This is a genomic window from Embleya sp. NPDC005971 (assembly GCF_040629175.1).
Classification (GTDB): Bacteria; Actinomycetota; Actinomycetes; order Streptomycetales; family Streptomycetaceae; genus Embleya.
On the sequence record NZ_JBEXUX010000016.1, the window covers coordinates 125060 to 146910 of the forward strand.

General features: G+C 71.7%; 18 protein-coding genes and 1 pseudogene. 10 read left to right on the forward strand and 9 right to left on the reverse strand.

The window, feature by feature from the left end; translation table 11 throughout:
• Positions 1-30 precede the first annotated feature (30 nt).
• Complete coding sequence (locus ABZ374_RS16805) at positions 31-1635, reverse strand: amidohydrolase family protein (RefSeq protein WP_360311536.1); 1605 nt, start codon at positions 1633-1635, stop codon at positions 31-33.
• A 255-nt stretch (positions 1636-1890) separates the two neighbouring features.
• Between ABZ374_RS16805 and ABZ374_RS16810 the strand changes: the two are divergent.
• Positions 1891-2442: pseudogene (locus tag ABZ374_RS16810) on the forward strand (TIGR02452 family protein); the annotation flags it as partial.
• Positions 2443-2751: 309 nt separating this feature from the next.
• Positions 2752-4302, forward strand: a complete 1551-nt coding sequence (locus ABZ374_RS16815; RefSeq protein ID WP_360311606.1) for an NAD(P)/FAD-dependent oxidoreductase — start codon at positions 2752-2754, stop codon at positions 4300-4302.
• Positions 4303-5017: 715 nt separating this feature from the next.
• Here the strand turns inward: ABZ374_RS16815 and ABZ374_RS16820 are convergent.
• The 4 genes from ABZ374_RS16820 to ABZ374_RS16835 form a co-directional block, all read right to left on the reverse strand.
• Positions 5018-5761 carry a trypsin-like serine protease gene (locus ABZ374_RS16820; protein ID WP_360311538.1) on the reverse strand — a complete coding sequence of 248 codons (744 nt, stop codon included), beginning with the start codon at positions 5759-5761 and terminating at the stop codon, positions 5018-5020.
• 249 nt (positions 5762-6010) lie between these two features.
• Positions 6011-7093, reverse strand: a complete 1083-nt coding sequence (locus ABZ374_RS16825; RefSeq protein ID WP_360311540.1) for a cytochrome P450 — start codon at positions 7091-7093, stop codon at positions 6011-6013.
• A gap of 770 nt (positions 7094-7863) precedes the next feature.
• A complete protein-coding gene (locus tag ABZ374_RS16830; RefSeq protein WP_360311542.1) occupies positions 7864-8751 on the reverse strand; it encodes a hypothetical protein in 888 nt (295 codons plus the stop codon).
• Positions 8752-8863: 112 nt separating this feature from the next.
• Positions 8864-9073 carry a hypothetical protein gene (locus ABZ374_RS16835; RefSeq protein ID WP_360311544.1) on the reverse strand — a complete coding sequence of 70 codons (210 nt, stop codon included), beginning with the start codon at positions 9071-9073 and terminating at the stop codon, positions 8864-8866.
• Positions 9074-9323: 250 nt separating this feature from the next.
• On the opposite strand from ABZ374_RS16835, the gene ABZ374_RS16840 reads away from it, so the two are divergent.
• Positions 9324-9929 (forward strand): hypothetical protein, encoded by a 606-nt coding sequence (locus ABZ374_RS16840; RefSeq protein ID WP_360311546.1) that lies wholly within the window; start codon positions 9324-9326, stop codon positions 9927-9929.
• 77 nt (positions 9930-10006) lie between these two features.
• Here the strand turns inward: ABZ374_RS16840 and ABZ374_RS16845 are convergent, their stop codons facing one another.
• A complete protein-coding gene (locus tag ABZ374_RS16845; RefSeq protein ID WP_360311548.1) occupies positions 10007-11446 on the reverse strand; it encodes a serine hydrolase domain-containing protein in 1440 nt (479 codons plus the stop codon).
• Positions 11447-11659: 213 nt separating this feature from the next.
• On the opposite strand from ABZ374_RS16845, the gene ABZ374_RS16850 reads away from it, so the two are divergent.
• A complete protein-coding gene (locus ABZ374_RS16850) occupies positions 11660-12505 on the forward strand; it encodes a M55 family metallopeptidase (protein ID WP_360311550.1) in 846 nt (281 codons plus the stop codon).
• Between the two features lie 396 nt (positions 12506-12901).
• On the opposite strand, the gene ABZ374_RS16855 is transcribed toward ABZ374_RS16850, so the two are convergent.
• Positions 12902-13846 (reverse strand): SMP-30/gluconolactonase/LRE family protein, encoded by a 945-nt coding sequence (locus tag ABZ374_RS16855; RefSeq protein ID WP_360311552.1) that lies wholly within the window; start codon positions 13844-13846, stop codon positions 12902-12904.
• A gap of 170 nt (positions 13847-14016) precedes the next feature.
• On the opposite strand from ABZ374_RS16855, the gene ABZ374_RS16860 reads away from it, so the two are divergent.
• The 3 genes from ABZ374_RS16860 to ABZ374_RS16870 all read left to right on the forward strand — a co-directional run bounded on the left by ABZ374_RS16860 (position 14017) and on the right by ABZ374_RS16870 (position 17130).
• Positions 14017-14466, forward strand: coding sequence for an Lrp/AsnC family transcriptional regulator (locus ABZ374_RS16860; RefSeq protein WP_360311554.1), 450 nt, complete (start codon positions 14017-14019; stop codon positions 14464-14466).
• Positions 14467-14783: 317 nt separating this feature from the next.
• On the forward strand, positions 14784-16799 hold the full coding sequence (locus ABZ374_RS16865) for an ABC transporter ATP-binding protein (protein WP_360311556.1): 2016 nt from the start codon (positions 14784-14786) through the stop codon (positions 16797-16799).
• A 130-nt stretch (positions 16800-16929) separates the two neighbouring features.
• Positions 16930-17130: a hypothetical protein gene (locus tag ABZ374_RS16870; RefSeq protein WP_360311558.1), complete on the forward strand. Its 201-nt coding sequence runs from the start codon at positions 16930-16932 to the stop codon at positions 17128-17130.
• Between the two features lie 68 nt (positions 17131-17198).
• Here ABZ374_RS16870 and ABZ374_RS16875 read toward each other — a convergent pair whose 3' ends face one another.
• The gene (locus ABZ374_RS16875; RefSeq protein ID WP_360311560.1) at positions 17199-17759 is read right to left on the reverse strand and encodes a hypothetical protein; all 561 of its coding nucleotides are present in this window, start codon (positions 17757-17759) and stop codon (positions 17199-17201) included.
• 470 nt (positions 17760-18229) lie between these two features.
• Between ABZ374_RS16875 and ABZ374_RS16880 the strand changes: the two genes are divergently transcribed.
• Positions 18230-18724, forward strand: coding sequence for an HNH endonuclease family protein (locus tag ABZ374_RS16880; protein WP_360311608.1), 495 nt, complete (start codon positions 18230-18232; stop codon positions 18722-18724).
• A 60-nt stretch (positions 18725-18784) separates the two neighbouring features.
• Here the strand turns inward: ABZ374_RS16880 and ABZ374_RS16885 are convergent, their stop codons facing one another.
• Positions 18785-19639 carry an amidohydrolase family protein gene (locus ABZ374_RS16885; RefSeq protein WP_360311562.1) on the reverse strand — a complete coding sequence of 285 codons (855 nt, stop codon included), beginning with the start codon at positions 19637-19639 and terminating at the stop codon, positions 18785-18787.
• A 187-nt stretch (positions 19640-19826) separates the two neighbouring features.
• Between ABZ374_RS16885 and ABZ374_RS16890 the strand changes: the two genes are divergently transcribed.
• Both ABZ374_RS16890 and ABZ374_RS16895 read left to right on the forward strand, forming a co-directional pair.
• On the forward strand, positions 19827-20138 hold the full coding sequence (locus ABZ374_RS16890; protein ID WP_360311564.1) for an L-rhamnose mutarotase: 312 nt from the start codon (positions 19827-19829) through the stop codon (positions 20136-20138).
• A 362-nt stretch (positions 20139-20500) separates the two neighbouring features.
• Positions 20501-21814 (forward strand): extracellular solute-binding protein, encoded by a 1314-nt coding sequence (locus tag ABZ374_RS16895; RefSeq protein ID WP_360311566.1) that lies wholly within the window; start codon positions 20501-20503, stop codon positions 21812-21814.
• Positions 21815-21851 lie beyond the last annotated feature (37 nt).

Sequence of the window (21851 nt, forward strand, 5' to 3'; positions counted from 1 at the left end):
GCGGGCCGGATCCTGGTCGCGACGGCCTCGTCAGGACACGTCGCGGCGCAGGGCTCGACCGGCCAGGGCGCCGGTGGGCCGGCCGTCGCGCAGCGCGGGGGTGCCGTTGACCAGGACGTGCCGCATGCCGACGGCGTAGCTCGCCGGGTTCGCGTAGGTCGCCGTGTCCACGAAGTCGTCGGGCGCGAAGATCGCCACGTCGGCGTGCGCGCCGACCCGCAACACGCCTCGATCGCGCAGCCGCAGCGTGGTCGCCGGCAGGCCGGTCATCCGGCGTACCGCCTCCTCCAGGGAGACGATCCCCTCGGCGCGCGCATAGCGGCCCAGCACCCGGGCGAAGGTGCCGTAGGCCCGGGGGTGCACCGGGTGGTCGGCGAAGCGCTCGTCGACCGCCGGCGCGTCCGAGTCCGAGCCCACCGACACCCACTCCCGGGCGAAGGCGAGTCGGATGTTGTCCTCGTTGCCGATGAAGTACGCGGCGTCGGCGTGCGGCTCCGCGAGCACGATGTCCAGCATCGTGGTGATCGGGTCGGCGTCGCCCCGGGCCTTGGCGACGTCCGCGATCGTCGAGCCGGTGGGAACGCCGATGTCCGGGTGATTCGACAGGATCACGATGCCCTCGGCGCCGCCGCTCATCCGCCACAGGCTCTCCCAGTCACCACCCTCGCGCACCGCGTCCACGATCCGCGCCCGGCTCTCGGGGTCGCCGAGGCGCTGCCGGAGCGCCTTCGGGCCGCCGAGGTGGAAGGGCGGCGGGATCGCGGCCGACAGCAGGGTGCTACCGGCGATATAGGGGTAGATGTCGGCGGTCACCTCGACGCCGGCGGCCCGGGCGGCCTCGATCCGGTCCAGGACCGCGGGCATCTTGTGCCAGTTTTCCCGGCCGGCGGTCTTGAGGTGGTAGATCTCGGCGCGCGCGCCGGTGGCCCGGGCGATGTCGAGCAGTTCCTCGACGCCCTCCAGGAGGCGGTCGCCCTCGTTCCGCAGGTGCGAGATGTACAGCGCGTCGTGGCGGGCCAACACGTGGGCGTAGGCGATGAGTTCGTCCGTATCGGCGTAGCTGCCGGGCGGGTAGATCAGGGCCGAGCCCACGCCCAGGGCACCGTCCGCCAGTTCCTGTTCGAGCAGGGCACAGGCACCGGCCAGGTCGTCGGCGTCCAGCCGGCGGTCGTCGAGTCCGGCGACCGACATCCGGAGGTTGTCCGCCCCCACGAAGCTGGCCACGTTCTGACCGACGCCGCGGGCTTCGAGCTGCTCCAGGAACGCGCGCAGTCGCGGCCAGGAACGGCGGGTGCCCTCGGCCGACGGGCCGAGTTCGATCATGCCCTCGGTCATCGCGCCGGTCACCGGGCCGAGCGAGACGCCTTCACCGAAGATCTGCGTGGTGACCCCCTGATGGAGATCGGACAGGCCGCGGGGATCGTGCTGGAGGGAGAAGTAGGCGTGGCTCAGCACGTTGACGAAGCCGGGGCAGACCACGCAGCCCCGCGCGTCGATCTCGTCCCGGCCCCGGGCGTCGCCGACGTCCCCGACCGCGACCACCCGTCCGGCGTCGACGGCGAGATCGCCGTCGAACGCGGGCGATCCGCTCCCGTCGACGAGGGAACCTGCACGGACAACGAGATCGACCTGCATACGGAGCCTCTTCGGGTAACGAGTGAGCCGACTTCCCGGGTGCCCCTCAGTATTGCCGCGACCGCACGGCCGGATCATGGCCGCCGGCACGAGCGACACCTCGAAGATGTGTGCATCCGCACGAAGACCGTCGCCCGCAACGCCGGCTGCCGACGGCGCATATGCGCTTGAGCGCGGAGCGGACCGCTCATACCGTACGGACGTGTGAGCAACGCATTGCGAGAGATCACGGAGGCCAACACGCGCATCGTCGCGGTGGGCGAGTATTCGACACCCGAGGGCACGGTCGTGGTGGGACCCGCGCTGCGGGCGGCGATCTCGGGCACGGTGGGCCATCCGCCGGACGGCCCGATCGAGTCGCATCCTGCGGGCGTCGGGCATGCGACGTCCTTCGAGGTCACCGTCGAGAACAGCCTCCAGGCCGCGCGGCGCCTGTTCTCGGCGGGAGGCGGACCGGTCGCGGTGTTGAACTTCGCGTCCGCGCGCAACCCGGGCGGCGGCTACCTGCGCGGAGCCCGGGCGCAGGAGGAGGACCTCTGCCACAACGCCCTGTTGTATCCCTGCCTCCTCGCAGCCCCCGACTTCCACGCCGCCCACCGCGCCGCCGACCCGTTCTACAGCGACCGAGTCCTGTGCTCCCCCGACGTCCCCGTGCATCGCGACGAGTGGGGTCGGTTGCTCGGCGAGCCGGCTCGGGTGTCCTTCCTCACCTGCGCCGCGCCCAACGCGGGCGAGGTCCTGCGCCGCGACCCGGGCGCGCGGCGGCGCATCCGGGAGACGTTGGGTCGGCGCGCGGGGCGGGTGCCGAGCGTGGCCCGCCTGCATGGCGCGCGGCAGTTGGTACCGGGGGCTGGGGATGTGGGGTGTTCCGCAACGACCCACGCGACGTCGCGGCGGCGTTCCACGAGCGGCTCGGTACGGGCGGCGCGTTGGCCGGCGCGTTCGAGAGAGTGGTCTTCGCGGTCCCGGATCGTGCACCCGACGCGATCGACCGGGTGGCGTTCGGTGAACGATTCGGGGTCTGAACCGTCGGGTGTATCGGCCGTGTCGCCGAGTGCATACGCTGCCGGTGCGTGGTTGTCCGATGGTCCGTGGTCGCCGATTCCGGAGGCGGATGTGGTGCGTGACGGTGGAAGATTCGACGTCGTCGTGGTCGGGGGCGGCCACAACGGCCTGGTCGCGGCCGCGTATCTGGCCCGGGCGGGCCGGTCGGTGCTGGTATTGGAACGGCTGGACGAAGTGGGCGGCGCGGCGGTGTCCTGCCGGCCGTTCCCCGGGGTCGACGTGCGGTTGTCCCGGTATTCGTACCTGGTCAGCCTGTTGCCGCAGAAGATCGTGAACGACCTGGGGTTGCCCCTGGAACTGCGCCGGCGCCGGGTCGGCTCGTACACCCCGGTAGGCACCGGCGGCTTCCTGGTCGACGCCGCCGACCCCGAACGCACCCGCGCCGAACTGACCCGCTTCGCGGGCTCCCGCGAGGCCGACGCGTGGGAGCGACTCGGCGCGGACACGGCGCGACTGGCCGGGCGGGTGTTTCCCACCCTGACCGAACCGCTGCGTTCCGCAGCCGAGTTCCGCCGACTGGTGGACGACGACCGGGTGTGGGACGCGGTGTTCGCGCAGCCCCTGTCCGGCCTGATCGAGGCGGAGTTCGCCGACGACACGGTGCGCGGCGTGGTCGCGACGGACGCGCTGATCGGCACCTTCGCGCCGATGGACGACCCCGCGCTGCGGCAGAACCGCTGTTTCCTCTACCACGTCGTCGGCGGCGGAACGGGCGACTGGGACGTACCGGTGGGTGGCATGGGCGCCGTCACCTCGGCCCTTGCCGACGCGGCCCGCGCGGCGGGTGCGCACCTGCGCACCGGGGCGGCGGTCGGCTCGGTGGATCCCGACGGCGAGGTGCGGTACACGATCGGCGACCGGGAGTACCGGGCGACGGGCGGGCACGTGCTCGCCGCCGTCGCGCCCGACACCCTGGACCGGCTCCTGGGCGCGACTCCCGACGGGCCCGCGCCGGAGGGGTCCCAGCTCAAGGTCAACATGGTCCTGGCTCGACTGCCGCGCCTACGCGATCCGCTCGCGGAGCCGCGGCGGGCCTTCGCGGGCACGTTCCATGTCAACGAGGGCTATGCGCAGCTCGCGGCGGCGTACCAGCGGGCCGCGAACCGGGAGTTGCCGGCACTGCCACCGGGCGAGATGTACTGCCATACGCTGACCGACCCCTCCATCCTCGGTCCGCAGGCCCGGGCGGCGGGGGTGCACACGTTGACGTTGTTCGGACTGCACATGCCGGCGCGGTTGTTCGCCGAGGACGACGACGGCGTCCGGGCGAAGGCGCTGCGCGCGATGCTCGACTCCGTCGACAGCGTGCTCGCCGAGCCGATCGAGGACTGCCTGTTGCGCGACGGCGACGGCAACCCGTGTCTGGAGGTGCACACGCCGGCGGACCTGGAGCACGAACTCGGACTGCCCGCCGGGCACATCTTCCACCGCGACCTGTCCTGGCCGTACGCACGGGATACCGAGCCGCCCGGCGCGTGGGGTGTCGAGACGGCCCACGAGCGAATCCTGCTCTGCGGAGCCGGCGCGCGCCGCGGCGGCGGGGTGAGCGGCATCCCCGGCCACAACGCGGCCATGTCCCTCCTCCACCGCCGATCCCCCTGAGCCCACCCACGACGGGGCCACGGCAGTCGGCGGCACCCGGCAAGCGGGAGGCGCAGGGGCGCGGCCGGGCCGCGGCCCGGCGAGGGCGTGGCCCGGGCGGGAGGGCGTGGCCCGGGCGGGAGGGCGTGGCCCGATGGCGGGCAGCCGGTGGGCGGGCGATGCGGTCGGCGGGATTCGCGCCCGGCGGGTTCGTGGGCCCGATCGCCGATGCCCGTCAGGTGCCCGAGGCCGACGTGGGCTCGGGGGTGGGCTCGCGGCCCGGCGCCGACGGGTGTCCTGCGGGCGGGGGCTCACTCGCGGTCGGTCCGGGCAGCACGCCCGTGGTGGGCCCGGGGCCGGGGAGTGCGGAGCGGCGGACGACCGTGACCGCAACGAGGGCGGCGACCGCCGCCGCCGTGCAGGTGAGGCCGAACACCGGACATGGGACGCCTCCATCCGCACGCCGACCCACCCGTATCCCCGGCGCGCACCGATGCCTGTGCCCGGGACCGTAGCCCAACCGCCCAACCCTTGAACAGAGTGTTGAAGCCAAGACACGCGCCTCGGGTCGTGGAACGGCACACCGTCGACCGAGGCGGGCAGTACGCGCCCTTTCGGATGGAAGTACGTGCGCGCCCGACCGCCGGCCGCTCGCTCGGGGGCGAGAGGACGACGATCGGGCGCAGTCGGGTGCGGTCGGGATTGCTTCGGACCGGGTGGTGCATGGTGCGTGGGGTCAGACGCCCGCGATCGATTGGATCCAGGAGCGGTAGGCGGTCACGTTCGTGTACGCGGTGGTGGTCTGACGGTCGCTGGTGGAGGCGACGCCGACCTGGACACCGTTCGCCAGCATCGGACCGCCCGAGTCGCCGCCGGCGGTGATCCCGTTACCGCGCTGGGCACAGATCGCGGAACCGTTGTACGCGTCGCGGCAACCGCCGGTCACGGTCACGTTCGCGACCTTGAGGAACTGCGACTGGCAGTTGATCTCCTGGCCGCACCGCGACGTCGCGCCCCATCCGTAGACCTGGACGCTCTGCCCCACCGTCACCGAACCGGGCTGGCCCAACCGGGAGTAGGTGGCCGAGACCGAACGATCCAGCCGGACCAGGGCGAGGTCCGACGACGGACTGGTGTAGGTCTGGGCGCCGTTGGCGACAGTGCCGCCCGAGGTCTGGTCGAGGCTGCCGATGCGGAACGTCAACTGCCCGCCGCTGACGCAGTGTTTCGCGGTGAGGATCCAGGTGGGCGCGATGATGGTCGAGGTACAGGTCTGCCGGCCGGCGGAGAACAGGCGGGCCGCCCAGGGGGCGTTCTGCGCGTAGCCGCCGCCGATGATCGGCTGGGGACCCACGGCCGCCGGACTCCCGTCCGAGACCGCGGCGTTCGCGGGGGCGGCGGTGGCGGAGGCCGTGGCACCGAGGGTGAGCACCATGAGCAATGCGGCCAAGACAGCGGGGACGATCCTGGTTGTTCGCAATGTTCCTCGTTTCCGAAGACACGCGGTATCTCGCGTGTGGTGTCCAGGAGGTACCAGGATCCCCAAGGCCGCCGGCCCCGGGTAATAGCAATCTTCCATCCCCCCGGCGCTATGCCCACACCCGAAACCGGTCCCGGCCGAGCTCACGAACGAAAGCCCCACCCGGCCGTCTACCGCGCGCCGACGCCGACGAACGGGACCCTTTCGACCGCCACTCGGTACCGGTCCACGCTCGACTGCCGGCTGAACTCACCTGCCGGCGCGCGGAGTTCGGGTCATCTTCACGCGTGTGACGCCGAGCAGGCCGGCCAGGGGCACGTTGGCCGTGGTCTGCTGCGGGCTCACCGTGAGGCCCTGGGCGCGGATGCGTTCGAGGAGGTGTTCGGCCAGCGGCATGATCAGGTGTCGGCCGCGGCAACGGTCCGAGGCATGGCCGAAGGGGAAGTATCCCGGGTGCTCGTCGGCGTCCGCGTCGACCCAGCGTTCCGGGCGGAAATCGTCCGGGTCGACCCACAGTTCGGGGTCGCGGTGGCTGAGCAGCGGGAGCAGCAGCACATCGTCGTCCGGGCCGATCCGGGAGTCCAGGGCGGGGAACTCCGGGGACGCCACCCGCAGGATGTTCCACGACGGGGGCAACAGGCGCAGGGACTCCAGCACGATGTGCCGGTTCGACGCGTCGGCGTCGAACGGCGAGCCGAGCCAGAGCGCGTTGGCGACCAGCGCGGACACGCCCAGGCACACCGGGGCCGCAACCCGTCGATACAGGCCCAACGCGTAGTGCCGCTGCTCCGGATCGGCGGCCGCCGCGGCGGTCAGCGCCGCGAGTTGCGACATCGGCGCGTCCGGGTCGGGCACGCCGGGCAGTGCGGCGCTCGTTCGGACCGCCGCGCGAGCCAGTACGGGCACCGCCTCCAGTCGGCGATCCGTGAGCACGCGCAGCCGCCACGGATCGGGACGGAAAAGCAGATCACGAAGATAGGCGTGGCCCGCGTGCGGCCAGTTTCCGGAAAGATCCACGGAATCCACATCCGGCCCTTGCAAAGCATCCCGGACGTCCCGCGAGAGCGCCTGCATCACCTCGGCCGCCTCCGCGCGGGCAATTGATCTTCCCTGCAGCGGTTTGAAAGTCGGCCGCTCGAATTCATGCGCCGATCTGCTCCCGAGCAGTTTCTCGATCAAGTCCGGGTCGGCGACTCCGACGGTGTCGGCGTCCACCCGAAAGAACTTCACACCGCGACGTTCCCGGAGGACTTCCTCGATCTTCGGCGAAAAGATCGTGACCCGGGCGCGCCCGGCCGTATCGGAGGGTCCGGAACGACTCGCACGACTCATCGCTGCTCCACGGGGGCGAGAGTCCCGCGCCCGGTGCCGCCGACGAACGGCGGCACCGGACGCGGGCCCGGACGGCGAACCGACGCATCGTCGGGTCGAGGTGGCGCTACCGCAGGAGTTCCGATCGTGCGGCGGGAGCGGGCACGACCCGCGTCGGTTCGATGATCGGCCGGTTCTCCGCCGGTATCGATCAGCTATACCAGATGTACCAGGTGGCGGACTTGATGGACTTCTCGGTCCTGAACCTCTTGGAGAAAGAGTTGACGATCTTGGTCACGACAACCTCCAGGTGACTGTGAACCGGCCGAGCCCTGCGTGACTCGGGCGGTCGGTGCGATAAAACATCGCTACAGAATCCGACTTTCCGATTCTCGTCGCCTGGAAAGTGAATCGCCGCACCCAAAGGCACGTCAATGTGACGTGGATCACAGATCAAAAACGCCTATAACAAGCCGCTCATATCCGGCCGACGCTTATCCAAGCAAACTCTCACGAGATTCACACAAACGACGGAAAACATTTGTTTGTCGATCTTGCCCGGCACCCCGCGCCCGCCTCGACCTCGGGTCGGGGGTCGTGAACCTTTCCGGGGCGCGTGCCGACTTACCCGGCACATACGGTGCGACGGAGGGGGTGCGGTGGTCGGGACGGAAGCGAACTGTTGGTGGTGCGCTGCCTACTCGGGGAGCGGGAGGCGCTCACCGAACTGGTGGAGGCATGGCACGGGCCGCTGTGGCGGTATCTGCGCGGCACGGTCGACTCGGCGGCGATCACCGACGACCTCGCCCAGGAGACCTCGGTTCGGCCGTCGACCCCAACACCCCGTTCGTCGTGCGCAGGCGGGCGGGGTTCCCGGCGCGGTGGGCCGGGTTCCGGACGGTGGTCGCCTCGATCAGGGCCTCCAGTTCGGCGTCGGCCCACGGGCGGTGGTCGACCAGTGCGGCCCGGTGTCGCCCGGTGGCGATGTCCCGGAGGATGTCCTCGGCGGTCACGCCGGGGCCGAGCAGACGCGTGGTCGCGGGCGCGTGCCCGGTCCAGGCCCAGCGCAGCGACGCGCCCATGCTGTAGACCTCGGCGGCTTCGGTGAGGGGGACGGCGGCGTCGGGCTTTCCGTCCAGGAGTGCGCGGGCGATCTCGGGCGCGGTCGACTGGTCCATGCCGCCTCGATAGGGGTGCGGCAGCGGCAGGTCGCGATGGTGGGCGAGGTCGTGGTCGATGAACTCGACCGCGTTGCCCGGGGTGATCAGGATGTTGGCGGGTTGGATGTCGCCGTGCCGCCAACCGGCCGCGTGCAGTGCGGCGAGTCGGGTGAAGGCCCGATGGGCGATCCGGCGCAGGCTCGCCCGGGTGCCGGGGGTGCCGGTACGGCGGGCCGCGACGCACCAGTCCCACAGCGTGGTGCCCGGTCGCCAGCCGATCGCGATCCACGCACCGTCGCCGACCCGTGCGCTCGCGGCCCCCGCCGGATGCAGGCCCAATTCGTGCAGCAGCGCAACGACGCGGGCCTCGTGCAGCAGCGCCGCGACGCCGGCGGGGTCGGCCGCGGTTCTGATCTTCCAGTGCCGGGTGCGCCAGGCGGCGGTGTGGTCCAGGGTCAGCGGGCGGGGGGCCTCGGCGATGCCCAGGCCGTCCAGGGCGGCGGCGAGCAGCGGGTCCATCGTCACCTCCTCGTGGTCCGCGCGGACCGGCGGCGGGGCCGTCGGACGACGCGGAACGCCGCCGGGCGGTGGTGCGGTTGCGCCCGGCGGCGGCCCATGCGACGTGCGGACGTCAGTCGTCCTTCTTCCACCGACCGGCTTCCTGGGTCCCGGTGTACTCGCCGATCGCGTCGTGGCCGTCCGCGTGGATCAGCGGTGTGCCGTCGGCCGTGACGTTGAGGCCGAGGGCGGCGTCGAAGTGGTGCTCGGGCAGCGGGGAGTGGGCTGCTCGGGCCGGGTCGGGAGAGGGGGCCCTGCGGGTGAGGATCAACGGTCGGACCATGGGATTCCTCCTGTCCGTTCGATGCGGGCGCCGCGGCGGGACATGCCGTACCTCCGAGTGAACCCCGCGTCGCCGCGCCTGAACAGCCCCTACCGACGCCCGAATCGCGAAAACCTCCACCGCCGCGCCGGCCCGGTCGCCGACCCGGCGAACCGGCCGTGGGGTTGCGCGATACGGAGGGGACGGGTGGGATCGACCGGTGGTCGCGTGCGCCGGCGGCGGACCCGGCCGGGGTCGGTACGCTGCCGTCATGTCGTCCCCGCCGGAGCCGGTCCTGCCGCCGTGGATCGAAGGGGATGTGTGCGGCTACTGCCCGTCGCTCCGGTTCGGTCCGGGCGAGTTCGACGTGGCCGCGCGGCCGGACCGGGCCTGGCCGTGGAAACCGGGCGAAGGACGCCGAGTCGACGCGGAGTCCGGCGTCGGGGTGTGCGTGCATCCGGACAAGGTCCGGTTGCCGATCGGCCGCTGGGGCTCCGAAGGCCGACTCCCCGACCTGACCGCGTGGCGGGCCCCCGAACCCGCCCCGCCGGCCGCACCCGATCCGGCCGCCCTCGGCCCGGCCGAGCCGTCGCAGGGCGCGCGGGTACGGCGCCTGCTCCACGACTCACGCCCCAGGGTGCCGAAGTCGCGCCCCGCCGAGCGGCGTCCGCCGGCACGGCCCGCCGCAGCGATATCGGACCTGGTGTTGCCGGACGTCCCACCCGACCCCAGCCGGCTCGCGCACTGGGCTCGGGACGTGCTGGACGCGGCGGAACCGGACCGGTTCGCCGACGTCCTGGCGGCGGTCGAACACGCGGCCACCGAGGTACACCCACCCGAAACGGTGATCGTCGCCCTGCGCGACGCGATGTCGTAGCCCGCCGCGAGGTGTGCCGCAGGCGAGCGGGCCGGGGCGCCTCGCCTGGCCTCAACCCTCCGTCGCCGTCGGCCGGTTCAGCCGACTCGGCGCAGGGCTCGGCCCATGTGCAGGAATTCGGCCTGCTTGCCCGCGCCGAGGAAGACGTACGACGGGTGTCGGCCGCCCTGGGGTTCGGCGGCGATCAGGGTCCGCGCGTCCAGCGGCACGACACGGCTGGTGACCGCCTCGTCGCCGACCAGTTCGGCGATCGGCCCGATGCAGCGCGTGGTGAAGGTCAGACCGTCCTCGGTGTCGGCGACGTCGATCTGCGCGGACGCCGACGCATAGCGGCCGACCACGTAGTCGGCGTCGATCGCCACCGGTTCGGCGGGCGGCGTGGGCAGTTCCCGGACCTCGACGCCGCCGAGGGTGGTGAGCAGTTCGCGGACCAGGTCGAAGACGCCGTACAGGGCACCGCCGTTGGTCAGCACCGCGACCGAGAACTCGCGCGAGGGCACCACGCGCAACATCGCGCCGTGACCGATCGTGCCGCCGTCGTGGCCGATGACGGGCTCGCCGGGCCAGTCGTACAGGTTCCAGCCCAGGCCCCACGACCTGCCGAGCCGGCCGTCCCCGATGATCTCGACCTGCGGTTCGCACATCGCTCGCGCGGACTCCTCCGACAACAGGCGCGTGCCGTTCGGCAGCAGCCCCCGGCGGATGTGTGCGTCGGCGAACACCAGCAGTTCCCGCGCGCTCGTCGCCAACATGCCCCCCGAGGGGCCGCCGGCGCGGGACATGTGGTGGACGGGCGCCTTGACCGGCGTGCCGTCCGGTCCGCCCAGGTGGCCGATGGCCGTGCGGTGCAGAATCGACTCGCTCGCGTCGTTGGCCACCTCGGTGATGCCGAGCGGCGTGAACACCCGTTCGCGCAGGGCCGCTTCCCAGGTGCGCCCGGTCAACACCTCGACCAGGCGGCCGAGCAGATCGAATCCGCTGTTGCAGTAGGAGAACGTCTCGCCCGGTGCGAAGAGGTGCGTGCCGGCGGTCGCCAGGCTCGCCTCCAGGCGCGCCAACGCGTCGTGCCCGGGCCCGTGGTCGTCGTACAGCTCGCCCTCGAAGCCTCCGGTGTGACACAGCAGGTGACGTACCGTCACCCGAGCGGCCGCGTCCTCGTCGACGAGCCGGAAGTCGGGGAGGTAGGTGCGGATCGGCACATCCAGGTCGATCAGGCCCTCGTCCACGAGCTGCATGACCAGGGTCGTGGTCCACACCTTGGTGATCGAGCCGACCTGGAACAGCGAGTCGGTCGTCGCGGGGTAGCCGGTCTCGACGTCGAGCACGCCCACCGCCGCGGCCACGGTGCGATCGCCCACCCGAACCGCGATGCTCGCGCCGGGTATGCCCGCCTTCTCGGCCAGCTCGGCCAGCCGGGCCCCGAGGTATTCGGGCGTCGGCAGGGACGCCGTCGTCCGCGACAGATCCGGGCGACCGGACGACGGCGTGGCGGCCGGGGGCGTGGCGGATCGTGCCATGGGCGAGCACCTCCTGGATGGGCGGCGGGAGCGCCGCGGTGAGCGCTCACGGTAGGCAGCGCGCGCAAACCCCGGCTCGTCGCCGACGACGAAGAACCGACGGCGAACCTGTGCGAATCGCCAACGCCGAAACGGGGTGATCCGGGTGATGCTCGGCGGGGCGTCCCGCGCCCCCGCGAACCGGCCGAGCAGGGCAACGAACGGGAGAACCCGATGGACGTATACATCTCGATCGACATGGAAGGCATCGCGGGCATCGCCACCATCGACCAGATCGTGCGCGGGGGCGGCGGCTATCGCAACGCACAGGAGATGATGACCGGCGAGGCGAACGCGGCCATCGAGGGAGCGTTCGCGGCGGGTGCGGAGCATGTCCTGATCAACGACAGTCACGGCACGATGGACAACCTGCTCGCGCGCGACCTGGACCCGCGGGCCCGGGTGATCCAGGGCAGCCCCAAGGCCCAGTGCATGGCGAGCGGCCTCGGCACGAACCACGGGGTGGCGCTGTTCATCGGCTACCACGCGGCGGCCGGCGCACCGGGCGTGCTCGCGCACACCTTCTCGTCCGACTTCGGCGCGGTGCGACTGAACAACCGACCCGTGACCGAGGCCGAGGTCAACGGCCTGCTCGCGGCCCAGCACGGCGTGCCGATCGGCCTGGTGACCGGCGACAACGAGGTCTGTGCGGCAACAGCCGCGGCGTTCCCGGGCGTGCTCACCGTCCCGGTCAAGACCGCCGAGGGCGTGCACGCGGCGAACAGCGTGCATCCGTCCACCGCCCAGGACCTGATCCGGGCCGGCGCGGCGGCGGCCGTGGAGAAGGCGGCGACCGTGGAGCCGTTGGAGCTGCCGGAGAAGTTCGTCTTCGAGGTCGGCTTCCAGATCCCGCTGGCCGCCGAGCTCGCCGCGGCCACGCCGGGCGCCGAGCGGGTGGACCAGCTCACCGTCCGCTGCGAGGCGCCCGACCCGAACGGCGTGATCGACCTGGTCACCATCTGGGCCACCATCGCCGCCCACTCCGCCCGCTCCCGACTGCCGATGCTGGCCGTCCGCTAGGCCCTGTCCGGCCCCGGGGAGCTCATCCCACGGGCGTCCGGGTACCCGGGACACCGAGCAGCGCGAGTCGTTCGGCGTCCCGGGTGCGGGGTCGGCTGTGTAGACCGGAATGCGCAGGTCGCGGGCCGGCGTCGGTTCGCCCATCCGCGGATGGTCGACGGTCTTGCGCGCTGCCTCCGGCCGGGCCACTGCCCGCGGAGTCCCACGGCTCGGCGAACCGGACACTGTTCGCGCACAGTTCGGTGACCGGCCGACGGTCGGCCGGGAACCGATTCGCCGCAGCCCGCAACCGGGCGACCCGGGTGCGCTCCAAGTCGCGCTCGGCCTGTGCGGTTTGCCGGAAGCGACTGCCGGAGCCGAGTAATCGCCGCCACGTCGCGGGGCAGGCGCGGGTGGTCAGTCCATGCGCGGGTGCCCGCGTCCGGGAAGTCGGGAGGTGCCCGTGACGGACATGACCAGCGAGTACAGCGTGGTGTTGGCGGCGAGGAACATGCGGTTGAGCTTGGGGCCGCCGAAGGTGATGTTGGCGACCGGTTCGGGGGTGCGGATGCGGCCGATGAGGGTGCCGTCGGGGTCGTAGCAGTGCACACCGTCGGCCATCGCGGCGACCCACAGGCGGCCCCCGTCGTCGAAGCGGATGTTGTCGAACCGGCCTTCGCCCGGCCGACATTCGACGAAGACGGCGCCCTCGGACAGGGTCCCGTCCGCGCGCACGTCGAAGACCCGGACGTGGTTGGCCCGGGTGTCCGAGACGTAGAGCCGCTGCTCGTCCGGGGACAACACCAGCCCGTTCGGCCCGGCGAACCCGTCGGCCACCAGGCGCACTTCGGCGCTCACCGGGTCGATGCGATAGACGTTGGTCGCTCCGATCTCGCTCTTCGCGCGGTACCCCTCGTAGTCGCTGGTGATGCCGAAGTCGGGGTCGGAGAAGTAGATCGAGCCGTCCGAGTGCACGACGGCGTCGTTGGGACTGTTCAGCCGCTTGCCACCGAAGCGATCGGCCAACACCGTTACGGAGCCGTCGTGTTCGGTGCGGGTGACCCGGCGGTTGCCCTGTTCGCAGGTGACCAGGCGGCCCTGCCCGTCGAGGGTGTTGCCGTTGGGATGCCCGGCCGGCGAGCGGAAGACGCCGACGACGCCGGTGCTCTCGTCCCAGCGCAACATGCGGTCGTTGGGGATGTCGCTCCAGATCAGGAAGCGGCCCGCCGGGAAGTAGAGCGGTCCCTCCGACCAACGACCGCCGGCGTGCAGGGTCTCCAGCCGATCGTCGCCGAAGACGCAGCGCTGCGTCCGGAAACGTTCGTCGATCACGTCGTAGATCGGGATGCGGGTGTCGGACATCGTCTCGCAACTCCTTGCAGTCACCGAACAGCATCTTGGTTGTCTGCATGAATACAGAATATGATTCGGTGACGTCAAGGCCCGATGCAACTCGCGCAAGGTGGCTCGCTACCATCGAGCCGCCGCGATCGGCACGCTCGGCGCGACTACGGAGGAGCAGGGCACACCCCATGGACGACATCGATCGGGACCTGCTCGCCCTGCTCCAGCACGACGCCGGCCGCACCTACGCCGAACTCGGCCGGGAGGTGGGACTGTCCGCCGGCGCCGCACACGAACGGGTGCGCAAGCTGCGGGCGAGCGGCGTCATCCGCCGTACCGCCGTCGACGTGGACCCGGCGGCGGTGGGGCTGGACGTACTGGCCTTCGTCACCGTCGACTCGGTGGCCTGGATGGGCGACTCCGGGCCGGCCTTCGCCGCCGTCGCCGAGATCCAGGAGGCGCATGTGATCGCCGGAACGGCCTCGGTGCTGCTCAAGGTCCGCACCGCCTCGACCGAGGCGATGCAGGACGTGCTGCGCCGCATCCACGCGATCGACGGGGTGAGCAGCACCCAGGCGACCATCGTGCTGGAAACCTTCTTCGAACGCACCGTCCCCACCGGCGGCACGACCGACTGAACCGGCCGCCGGCGACCGGCCGCGGCGGCCCGGCGCCGGTGTGTCGTCGCGGTTCGCGACGATGCCGTGCCCCACCGCGTACGCCCGGCGCACAGTGCGGTCACCGACGAAATCCCGGACCCGGCACGGTCCTTCCCGGAGACCGTTCCGAGCACGCCCGGCAGCGACACGTTTGGTCGAGCGTCCGGTCCGGGCGCCCTCCTCGCCCCCGCGCCTCGGTCGCACATCCGTGCGCTCTGCCGGGTCCGGACACACGCCAGAAGCATGAGCGGACACTCCCGCAGGCGACCTCGCCCGCACCGCCAGGAGGCACCGCGATGACCACGAAAGCCACCGGAGGAGACCCCTCCTCGCCCCGGTCGAAACCCGACTCCGCCGGCATCCCCCACCAGGTCGGCAGCGATCGACCGACCGGTCCGACCGCCGCCGAACAGCGCGCGACCGACCCGGCCACCGCCGAACCCGCGGACCAGGAACCGCGATTCGCGCCACCCGGACGCGACACCGAGGAGGCGCTGACCAGGATCACCACCCGGGCGATGGCGGCCCGCCTGCCCCGACTGATCAGGCGCGCGATGCGCCTGGCCTGGCGGGCCGATCCGGGCGCGCTGGTCGCGCTGCTGGTGTGCCAGGTCCTCGCCGGACTCCTGGAGGCCGGCGGCCTGCTCGCGACGACGGGCACGATCACCGCCCTGATCTCCGCCGGCGACGTGGCCGACCGCCTGCGCGAGGCGCTGCCCTCGATCGTCCTGCTCGCCTCGGCGGTCGGCCTGCGCGCCGTACTGGGCATCGCCGTCGTCGGCCTGTCCGCGCGGGTCACCCCTCGCCTGGCCCGCGAATCCGAATGGCTGCTCCTCCAGGCCGCCTCCCGCGCCGAGTTGGCCGCCTACAACCATCCCGGCTACCAGGACCGGTGGGACGCGGCGGATCGCGGTCTACAGTCGATGCGCGGCCTGATGCCGCAGTCCCAGGACGTGCTCGCCGCCTGCGCGTCCCTGATCGCCGCCGCGTCCGTGCTCACCATCCTGCATCCGGTACTGCTCCCGTTGCTCCTGCTCGGCGCGCTCCCGCGCGGAGTCGCCGCGGTACGCGGGGCCAGGGTCGAGTACCTGACCACCCTGCGCACCCAGGACGAGCGCCGGCTGCTCAACATGCTGCGCTGGCACATCTCCGACCAACGCTGGGCCGACCAGGTGCGCGCCTGCACGATGGCGCCGTACCTGCTGAACCGATACTCGATCGCCGCCGAGCGCGTGCAACGCGTCACCCAGGCCGGTGCCTGGACCACCGCGAAGATCGGTCTGGTCGGCGCCGCCATGGGCGGCCTGGCCGCGAGCCTGGTCTGGGCCACCCTGGCCTACCTGCTCTCCAGCGGCCGGATGTCGGTGGCCGCCGCCGGCACCGCCGTCATCGCGCTGCGCACCGTCGGCACCGCACTGGGCGGCCTGGTGATCTCGGGCAGCCGGCTGTACAGCGTCGGCCTCTACCTCGACGACTGGGCCCGCTTCCTCGACGAAGCCGGCGGCCACGGCATGAAGCGGGGCACCCTCGCCCCAAAGTCGCCGGTCGTCGTACGCGCGGAGAACGTCACCTACCACTATCCGGGCAAGGCGACCGCCGCCGTGGCCGGCGTCGACCTGGAGGTGCGCAGGGGCCGGATCCTGGCCCTGGTCGGCGAGAACGGCTCCGGCAAGTCCACCCTCTCCCGGCTCCTGTGCGGCCTCTACCTGTCGCACGAGGGCCGGGTGAGCTGGGACGGGACCGACGTCGCGGAGCTGGACCCGCACGCCGCCTGGGCCCATCTCGGCTACGTGCCCCAGGAGATCGCCCGTTGGCCGCTGTCCGCCCGGCTGAACATCAACCTCGGACAACCTCGCGCCGACGACGCCGACGCGCTCGATCGGGCGGCGGCGGCCTCCGGGGCGGACGACGTCATCGCCGGCCTCCCGCGCGGCCTCGCCACGTTGCTGGCCCGGGAGTGGTGGGGCGGCATCGACCCGTCCGTGGGGCAGTGGCAGCGCTTCGGCATCGCCCGCGCCCTGTACGCGGAACCGGGCCTGATCTGTCTGGACGAACCCACCTCCGCCCTCGACCCCCGAGCCGAACATCGCATCTTCGCCGGGCTGCGCGACATCGCCCGGGGCAGCGCCGTGGTCCTGGTCACCCACCGCCTGGCCAACGTGGCGGTGGCCGACGAGATCGTGGTGATGGAGTCGGGCCGGGTGGTGCAGCGCGGCACGTTCGAGGAACTCCTCGCCGATGCCGACGGGTTGTTCGCCGAGCTGTGGCGCCTGCAACAGGACCGCGGCACCGATGTGGACCCGCAACCGTGAACGAACCAGGCCACCCGTCGCCGCCCACCCCTCCACCCCTCCACCCGCTCCGCAGGCGGACCGGCACCGGGGCGGGGGCCGGGGCCGGCAACACGCAACCCCTGCCCGACGACGACGAGGAAGGCCCGTTGTGGAGATCGGAACGAAGGTCGAGGCGGTCCGGGACCTCGGCGGGACGCTCGCCCAGTCGATTCCCGCGGGTGCCCGGGGTGTGGTCGTCGGCCGTCGGTTCGACGGACGCCTCGACGTGGCCTTCACTCTTCCGGGCCTGCTGGGCGGTACCCGCTCGGTCGAGGTAGCGGTGACCGACTCCGACGTGGCCACCCTCTGAACCCACCCGTCGATCGCCGGTCGGCACCGCGCCCCGCCCCGTGAGCGGCGCCGACCGGCCGAGCCGGGTCAGTGCGATTCGGCCAGGTCCTCCGCCGATCGCCGCACGGCCGCCGCCTCGTCGACGCGGCCGGCCTCCTCGTAGCGGTCGGCCAGTGCCTTCGCCACCTCGATCAGCGTGTCCGGTTCGACGTGGCCCAGTTCCAGGGCGGTCCCCAGGGCGCAGACCGTGAACTCCAACACGTCCACCAGCGCCGCCGGATCCCGGCCGCCGGCCACCGCCGACGTGTAGGCCGCGTAGCCGAGAACGCCGAATCGCACGTGCGCGGCCCCGTTCCCGGGCTCGTCCACGCATAGCCGTCTCAGCACCTCGACGGCGGCACTCAGGCAGCGGAAGGCCATCGTGTGCCTGCCGAACGCGGTGAAGGCCGCGGCGCAGTCCTCGAAGGCGGTCGCGGTGGCGAACGCGTCCAGGACCGGCCAGTCGTCGCTGAGCAACTCGTATGCGGTGGACGCGCGGACCAGGGCGCGGCGCTCCTTGCCCTCGGCGGCCAGTTCGCGGGCCCGGCGGGCGAGGGCGCGGCCTCCGTTCCTGGGGCCGAGGTCGGCCGATCGTCGACCAAAGAGCATGGACATCCTCCGGTTCGTGCAGTGCGCGGGTCGACTCCGCACGGAGCCCACGAGGTTCCGACGCGCCGAACCCGCCGCCCGTTCCCCGCCCGGCCGGCCCGCCCCCGCCGGCCGCGCCCCGCCCGACGGGGCGAACCCGCCTGTCGGATCGCCGAGTTCACGGCGGACACCCACGCGTGTACGGACCTCGGCGGGCCCGCGTCACCAAGAATTCACGCCGTGCGGGGTCCCGGAGGACCGGGCGGCTCGGGCACGCTGGGCGCGCCGATCCGCGCCCGGGTCCGGGCCGGATGCCGCCACCACCCTCGGGAGGCCCCGTCATGACCACCGCGACCGCACTGCGCCGTGCCGCAACCACCATATGCATAGCCGGACTTGCCCTCGCCGCGAGCGCCGCCGCGACCATCCCCGCGCAGGCCGCGCTGCCCACGCCGATATCCGCGGCGACCGCCCGCTCCCACCTGGCCGGCATGACCGCGACCGCCGAGACGCACGGCGACAGCTACGACCGCGACCTGTTCCCGACCTGGATCACCATCTCCGGGACCTGCGACACCCGCGAATGGATCCTCAAGCGCGACGGTAGCGGCGTGACCACCAACAGCGCGTGTACCGCGACCTCCGGTACCTGGACCAGCGCCCACGACAACGTGGTCACCACCAACCCGTCGACGTTCGACATCGACCACGTGGTACCGCTGTCCGAAGCCTGGGCGTCCGGCGCGTGGGCCTGGACCACGACCCGACGGCGCGCCTTCGCCAACGACGTGACCGCCCCGCAACTCATCGCCGTCTCGGCCTCGTCCAACCGCTCGAAGGGCGACAAGGACCCCGCCGAGTGGCTCCCGCAGACGTCCTACCGCTGCACCTACGCCCGAGCCTGGGTCCAGGTCAAGCACGACTACGCGCTCACCGTCGACGCCGGCGAGAAGAGCGCCCTCACCACCATCCTGAACGCCTGCTGACCCGACCCACCACGGGCCGTCACCCCGGCCGACGGCCCACCCGGCACACCTTTGCCCCGGTCAGAAGCCGTACACCGTCCGGGCCGTGCCGCCGAAGACGCGGTCACGCTCGGCCGTCGACAGGTCGGCGCAGGTGCGTGCGGCGAGCGAGAACACCTCGTCGTAGGACGCGGCGAGGGTGCAGACCGGCCAGTCCGAGCCGAACATCGTGCGTTGCGGACCGAAGGTCTCCAACGCGTGGCGCGCGTACGGAAGAACCTCGGCGACCGTCCATTCCCGCCAGTCGGCTTCGGTGACGACACCGGACAGTTTGACCGTGACATTGGGCAGCGCGGCGATGTCGCGGATCGCCGCGGCCCACGGCTCCCGGTCGCCGGTGCCGATCTCGGGCTTGCCGATGTGGTCGAGCACGAAGGACAGTTCCGGATGCGCCCGGGCCACCCGGACCGCGGCGGCCAGTTGCGGCGGCTTGACCAGGAGGTCGTACACCAGGCCCGCGCGGGTCAGCTCGGCCAGCGCGCGGGCCACGTCCGGGCGCAGCAGCCAGTCCGGGTCGGGCTCGTCCTGTACCAGGTGCCGGATCCCGACCAGGTGCTCCCCGCCCGGACCGGCACGCAGCGCGGCGATCGAATCGGCGGCGTCCCGGGCGGTCAGGTCCACCCAGCCGACCACCGCCGCGACCGGTGTGCCCGGATCGGCCGCGATCGCCAGCAGCTCGGCGCTCTCCGCGGTGTCGGCCACCGCCTGGACGGCGATGGTGGCCACCTGCCCGCGGTGCCCGACCGCCGCCGCGAGTTCGCCCGGCCCGAACCGACCGCGCAGCGGGTCCGCCCAGGCGCCGTCCATCCACCCGTACTCGCGCTCCGCCGTGTCCCACAGGTGATGATGCGCGTCCACAAGCGCCGAAACGGTCACGCCTGGATCTCCTGTACCTGAGAGATAGTCATCGGATCATTGGGTTGCCTAGAGTGCGAGTCGCCGGAGAAACGGCAACAACCCTCAAGAATTGACCCGATCACTGAAGCGCGGTGGCCGACCCACTGTCAAGGCTCGGCACCACCCCCATCACCCATCACCCATCACCCATCCAGGAGTTCATCCCATGCGCGTAGCCCTGCACACCCGACTCGCCCCGGGCCGCGAGGAAGAGTACGAACAGGCCCACCGCGAGGTGCCGGCCGAATTGACCGCCGCCATCCGAGCGGCCGGTGTGCACGAGTGGAACATCTGGCGCAGCGGCCTGGACCTGTTCCACGTGCTCGACTGCGACGACTACGGCGCCCTGCTCGACTCCCTCGCCGACCTGCCGGTCAACATCCGATGGCAGGCCCGCATGGGCGAGTTGACCCAGGTGTCGCACGACTACTCGGCCGACGGCAAGGAGGCGACCCTGCCGCTGATCTGGAGTCTGTGATCTCCGTACGGACGGCAACGCACCGGAGACAAAGAGCCGATGTATGCGTTGCCGTCCGTACTGAAACAACAACTCGCCTCACGACCCCAAATCACCTATTTCGCTACCAATACCGCATCAAGGAGCCGCATCGGAACCGAGATTGCTCGCGAAACGGGACCCGAGGTATCGAGTCGGCCGCAGCACTCCGTAACCCTTGTGCGGCCAGAGATCGGATGTATAAGCTCCAGCTCGGCACGGGATCGCCTGGAGGGTGACCCAAACCCTCACATCCCTCCACGGCCGCCCCGAAAGGTGCCCCCGCGCGGCTCGATCACGGGGTCGATCCGAGCCGCGAGTCGACCGACAACTTACGGAGAACCATGAAGAGCTCAGGGATACGACGGCTCGCCGGCACGGTGGCGGGTGTCGCGGCGTTCGCGTTGGTGGCCTCGGCTTGCGGCAACGACGGTGCGTCCTCCTCGACCGACGGCAAGGTCACCCTCAAGTACTCGACGTGGTTCCCGACCGACGCGACGCTCCGCAAGACGATCGCCGCGTTCGAGACCGCGAACCCGAACATCAAGGTCGACCTCCAGCTCAGCACCAACTCCGACTACCAGAAGAAGCTTCCGCTGGCCCTGAACAGCGGTCAGAAGCTCGACCTGGTCGGCGTGCAGACCTCGGCGATGGCCGAGCAGTTGCACGCCAAGCTGACCCCGATCGCCGACCTGGGCATCGGCGACGACGTGCTGAATCAACTCGCGCCCAAGGCCCTCGACCAGAGCCGCAAGCTGGTCAAGGACGGCAAGCTCTACTTCATCCCGATGGGCCGACTCGGCTCGGCCGCCATGTTCTACAACAAGGACCTGCTAGACCGGGCCGGCGTGACCACCGTGCCCAAGACGATGGCCGAGCTCAAGGACGCGGTCACCAAGGTCAAGGCGACCGCGCCGGACAGCATCCCGGTCGTGATGGCCGGCGACTCGTGGTTCCAGGACGAGGTCGCGCTCACCGTGGCCGGGCAGACCACACCCACGCTGTTCAACGACATCCGCTACGGCAAGGGTCGCTGGGACAACGAGGCGTACGTCGGTGCCCTGCGCGACTACGCGGGCCTGTACAAGGACGGCACGCTCGGCAAGGACACCCTGGACCTGACCGGCACGCGCGCCACCGAGCTGTTCGCGTCCGGCAAGTCGGCCTTCTACCTGGGCGGTACCTGGGACGCGGGCATGCTCTCCCCGGGCTACCGCAGCGCCAACAAGATCGACATCAAGGACGTCGGCGCCGCCGCCCTGCCCGTGGTGAACCCGACCGCGACCCCCTCCCTGCGCGGCTTCATCGAGACCGGCCTGGCCGTCCCGAAGAACTCCAAGCACCCCAAGGAGGCGGCCGAGTTGCTCAAGTTCCTGACCGTCGGCGACGGCGTCTCCGTGTGGGGCGCGGACCTGGGGCTGTTCCCGAGCAAGAAGGACTTCGCCCTCGCTCCGGACATCCTGTCCACCGAGACCGCGAAGGCCGGGTACACCGCGCTGCAACAACTCGTGGACTCCTCCGTCGGCGAGCGCAACAACATGAGCGACTTCACCGTGGTCGCCGGCGACACCGTCAAGAAGGTCATCCAGGGCTCCGACCCCTCCTCCGAGGCGAAGAAGCTCCAGGAGGAGTTCACCAGCGGTCGCTACAGCAAGTAGGCGCCGACCGGCACGGCCGCCCGCATGCCCGCGGGTG

What these genes read in the sequence shown, in the direction of transcription:
- ABZ374_RS16805 (WP_360311536.1), bottom strand. Translation starts at nt 1,635, where the DNA reads ATGCAGGTCGATCTCGTTGTCCGTGCAGGTTCCCTCGTCGACGGGAGC.
- ABZ374_RS16825 (WP_360311540.1), bottom strand. Translation starts at nt 7,093, where the DNA reads ATGAGTCGTGCGAGTCGTTCCGGACCCTCCGATACGGCCGGGCGCGCC.
- ABZ374_RS16830 (WP_360311542.1), bottom strand. Translation starts at nt 8,751, where the DNA reads ATGGACCCGCTGCTCGCCGCCGCCCTGGACGGCCTGGGCATCGCCGAG.
- ABZ374_RS16835 (WP_360311544.1), bottom strand. Translation starts at nt 9,073, where the DNA reads ATGGTCCGACCGTTGATCCTCACCCGCAGGGCCCCCTCTCCCGACCCG.
- ABZ374_RS16840 (WP_360311546.1), top strand. Translation starts at nt 9,324, where the DNA reads ATGTCGTCCCCGCCGGAGCCGGTCCTGCCGCCGTGGATCGAAGGGGAT.
- ABZ374_RS16845 (WP_360311548.1), bottom strand. Translation starts at nt 11,446, where the DNA reads ATGGCACGATCCGCCACGCCCCCGGCCGCCACGCCGTCGTCCGGTCGC.
- ABZ374_RS16850 (WP_360311550.1), top strand. Translation starts at nt 11,660, where the DNA reads ATGGACGTATACATCTCGATCGACATGGAAGGCATCGCGGGCATCGCC.
- ABZ374_RS16855 (WP_360311552.1), bottom strand. Translation starts at nt 13,846, where the DNA reads ATGTCCGACACCCGCATCCCGATCTACGACGTGATCGACGAACGTTTC.
- ABZ374_RS16860 (WP_360311554.1), top strand. Translation starts at nt 14,017, where the DNA reads ATGGACGACATCGATCGGGACCTGCTCGCCCTGCTCCAGCACGACGCC.
- ABZ374_RS16865 (WP_360311556.1), top strand. Translation starts at nt 14,784, where the DNA reads ATGACCACGAAAGCCACCGGAGGAGACCCCTCCTCGCCCCGGTCGAAA.
- ABZ374_RS16875 (WP_360311560.1), bottom strand. Translation starts at nt 17,759, where the DNA reads ATGCTCTTTGGTCGACGATCGGCCGACCTCGGCCCCAGGAACGGAGGC.
- ABZ374_RS16880 (WP_360311608.1), top strand. Translation starts at nt 18,230, where the DNA reads ATGACCGCGACCGCCGAGACGCACGGCGACAGCTACGACCGCGACCTG.
- ABZ374_RS16890 (WP_360311564.1), top strand. Translation starts at nt 19,827, where the DNA reads ATGCGCGTAGCCCTGCACACCCGACTCGCCCCGGGCCGCGAGGAAGAG.
- ABZ374_RS16895 (WP_360311566.1), top strand. Translation starts at nt 20,501, where the DNA reads ATGAAGAGCTCAGGGATACGACGGCTCGCCGGCACGGTGGCGGGTGTC.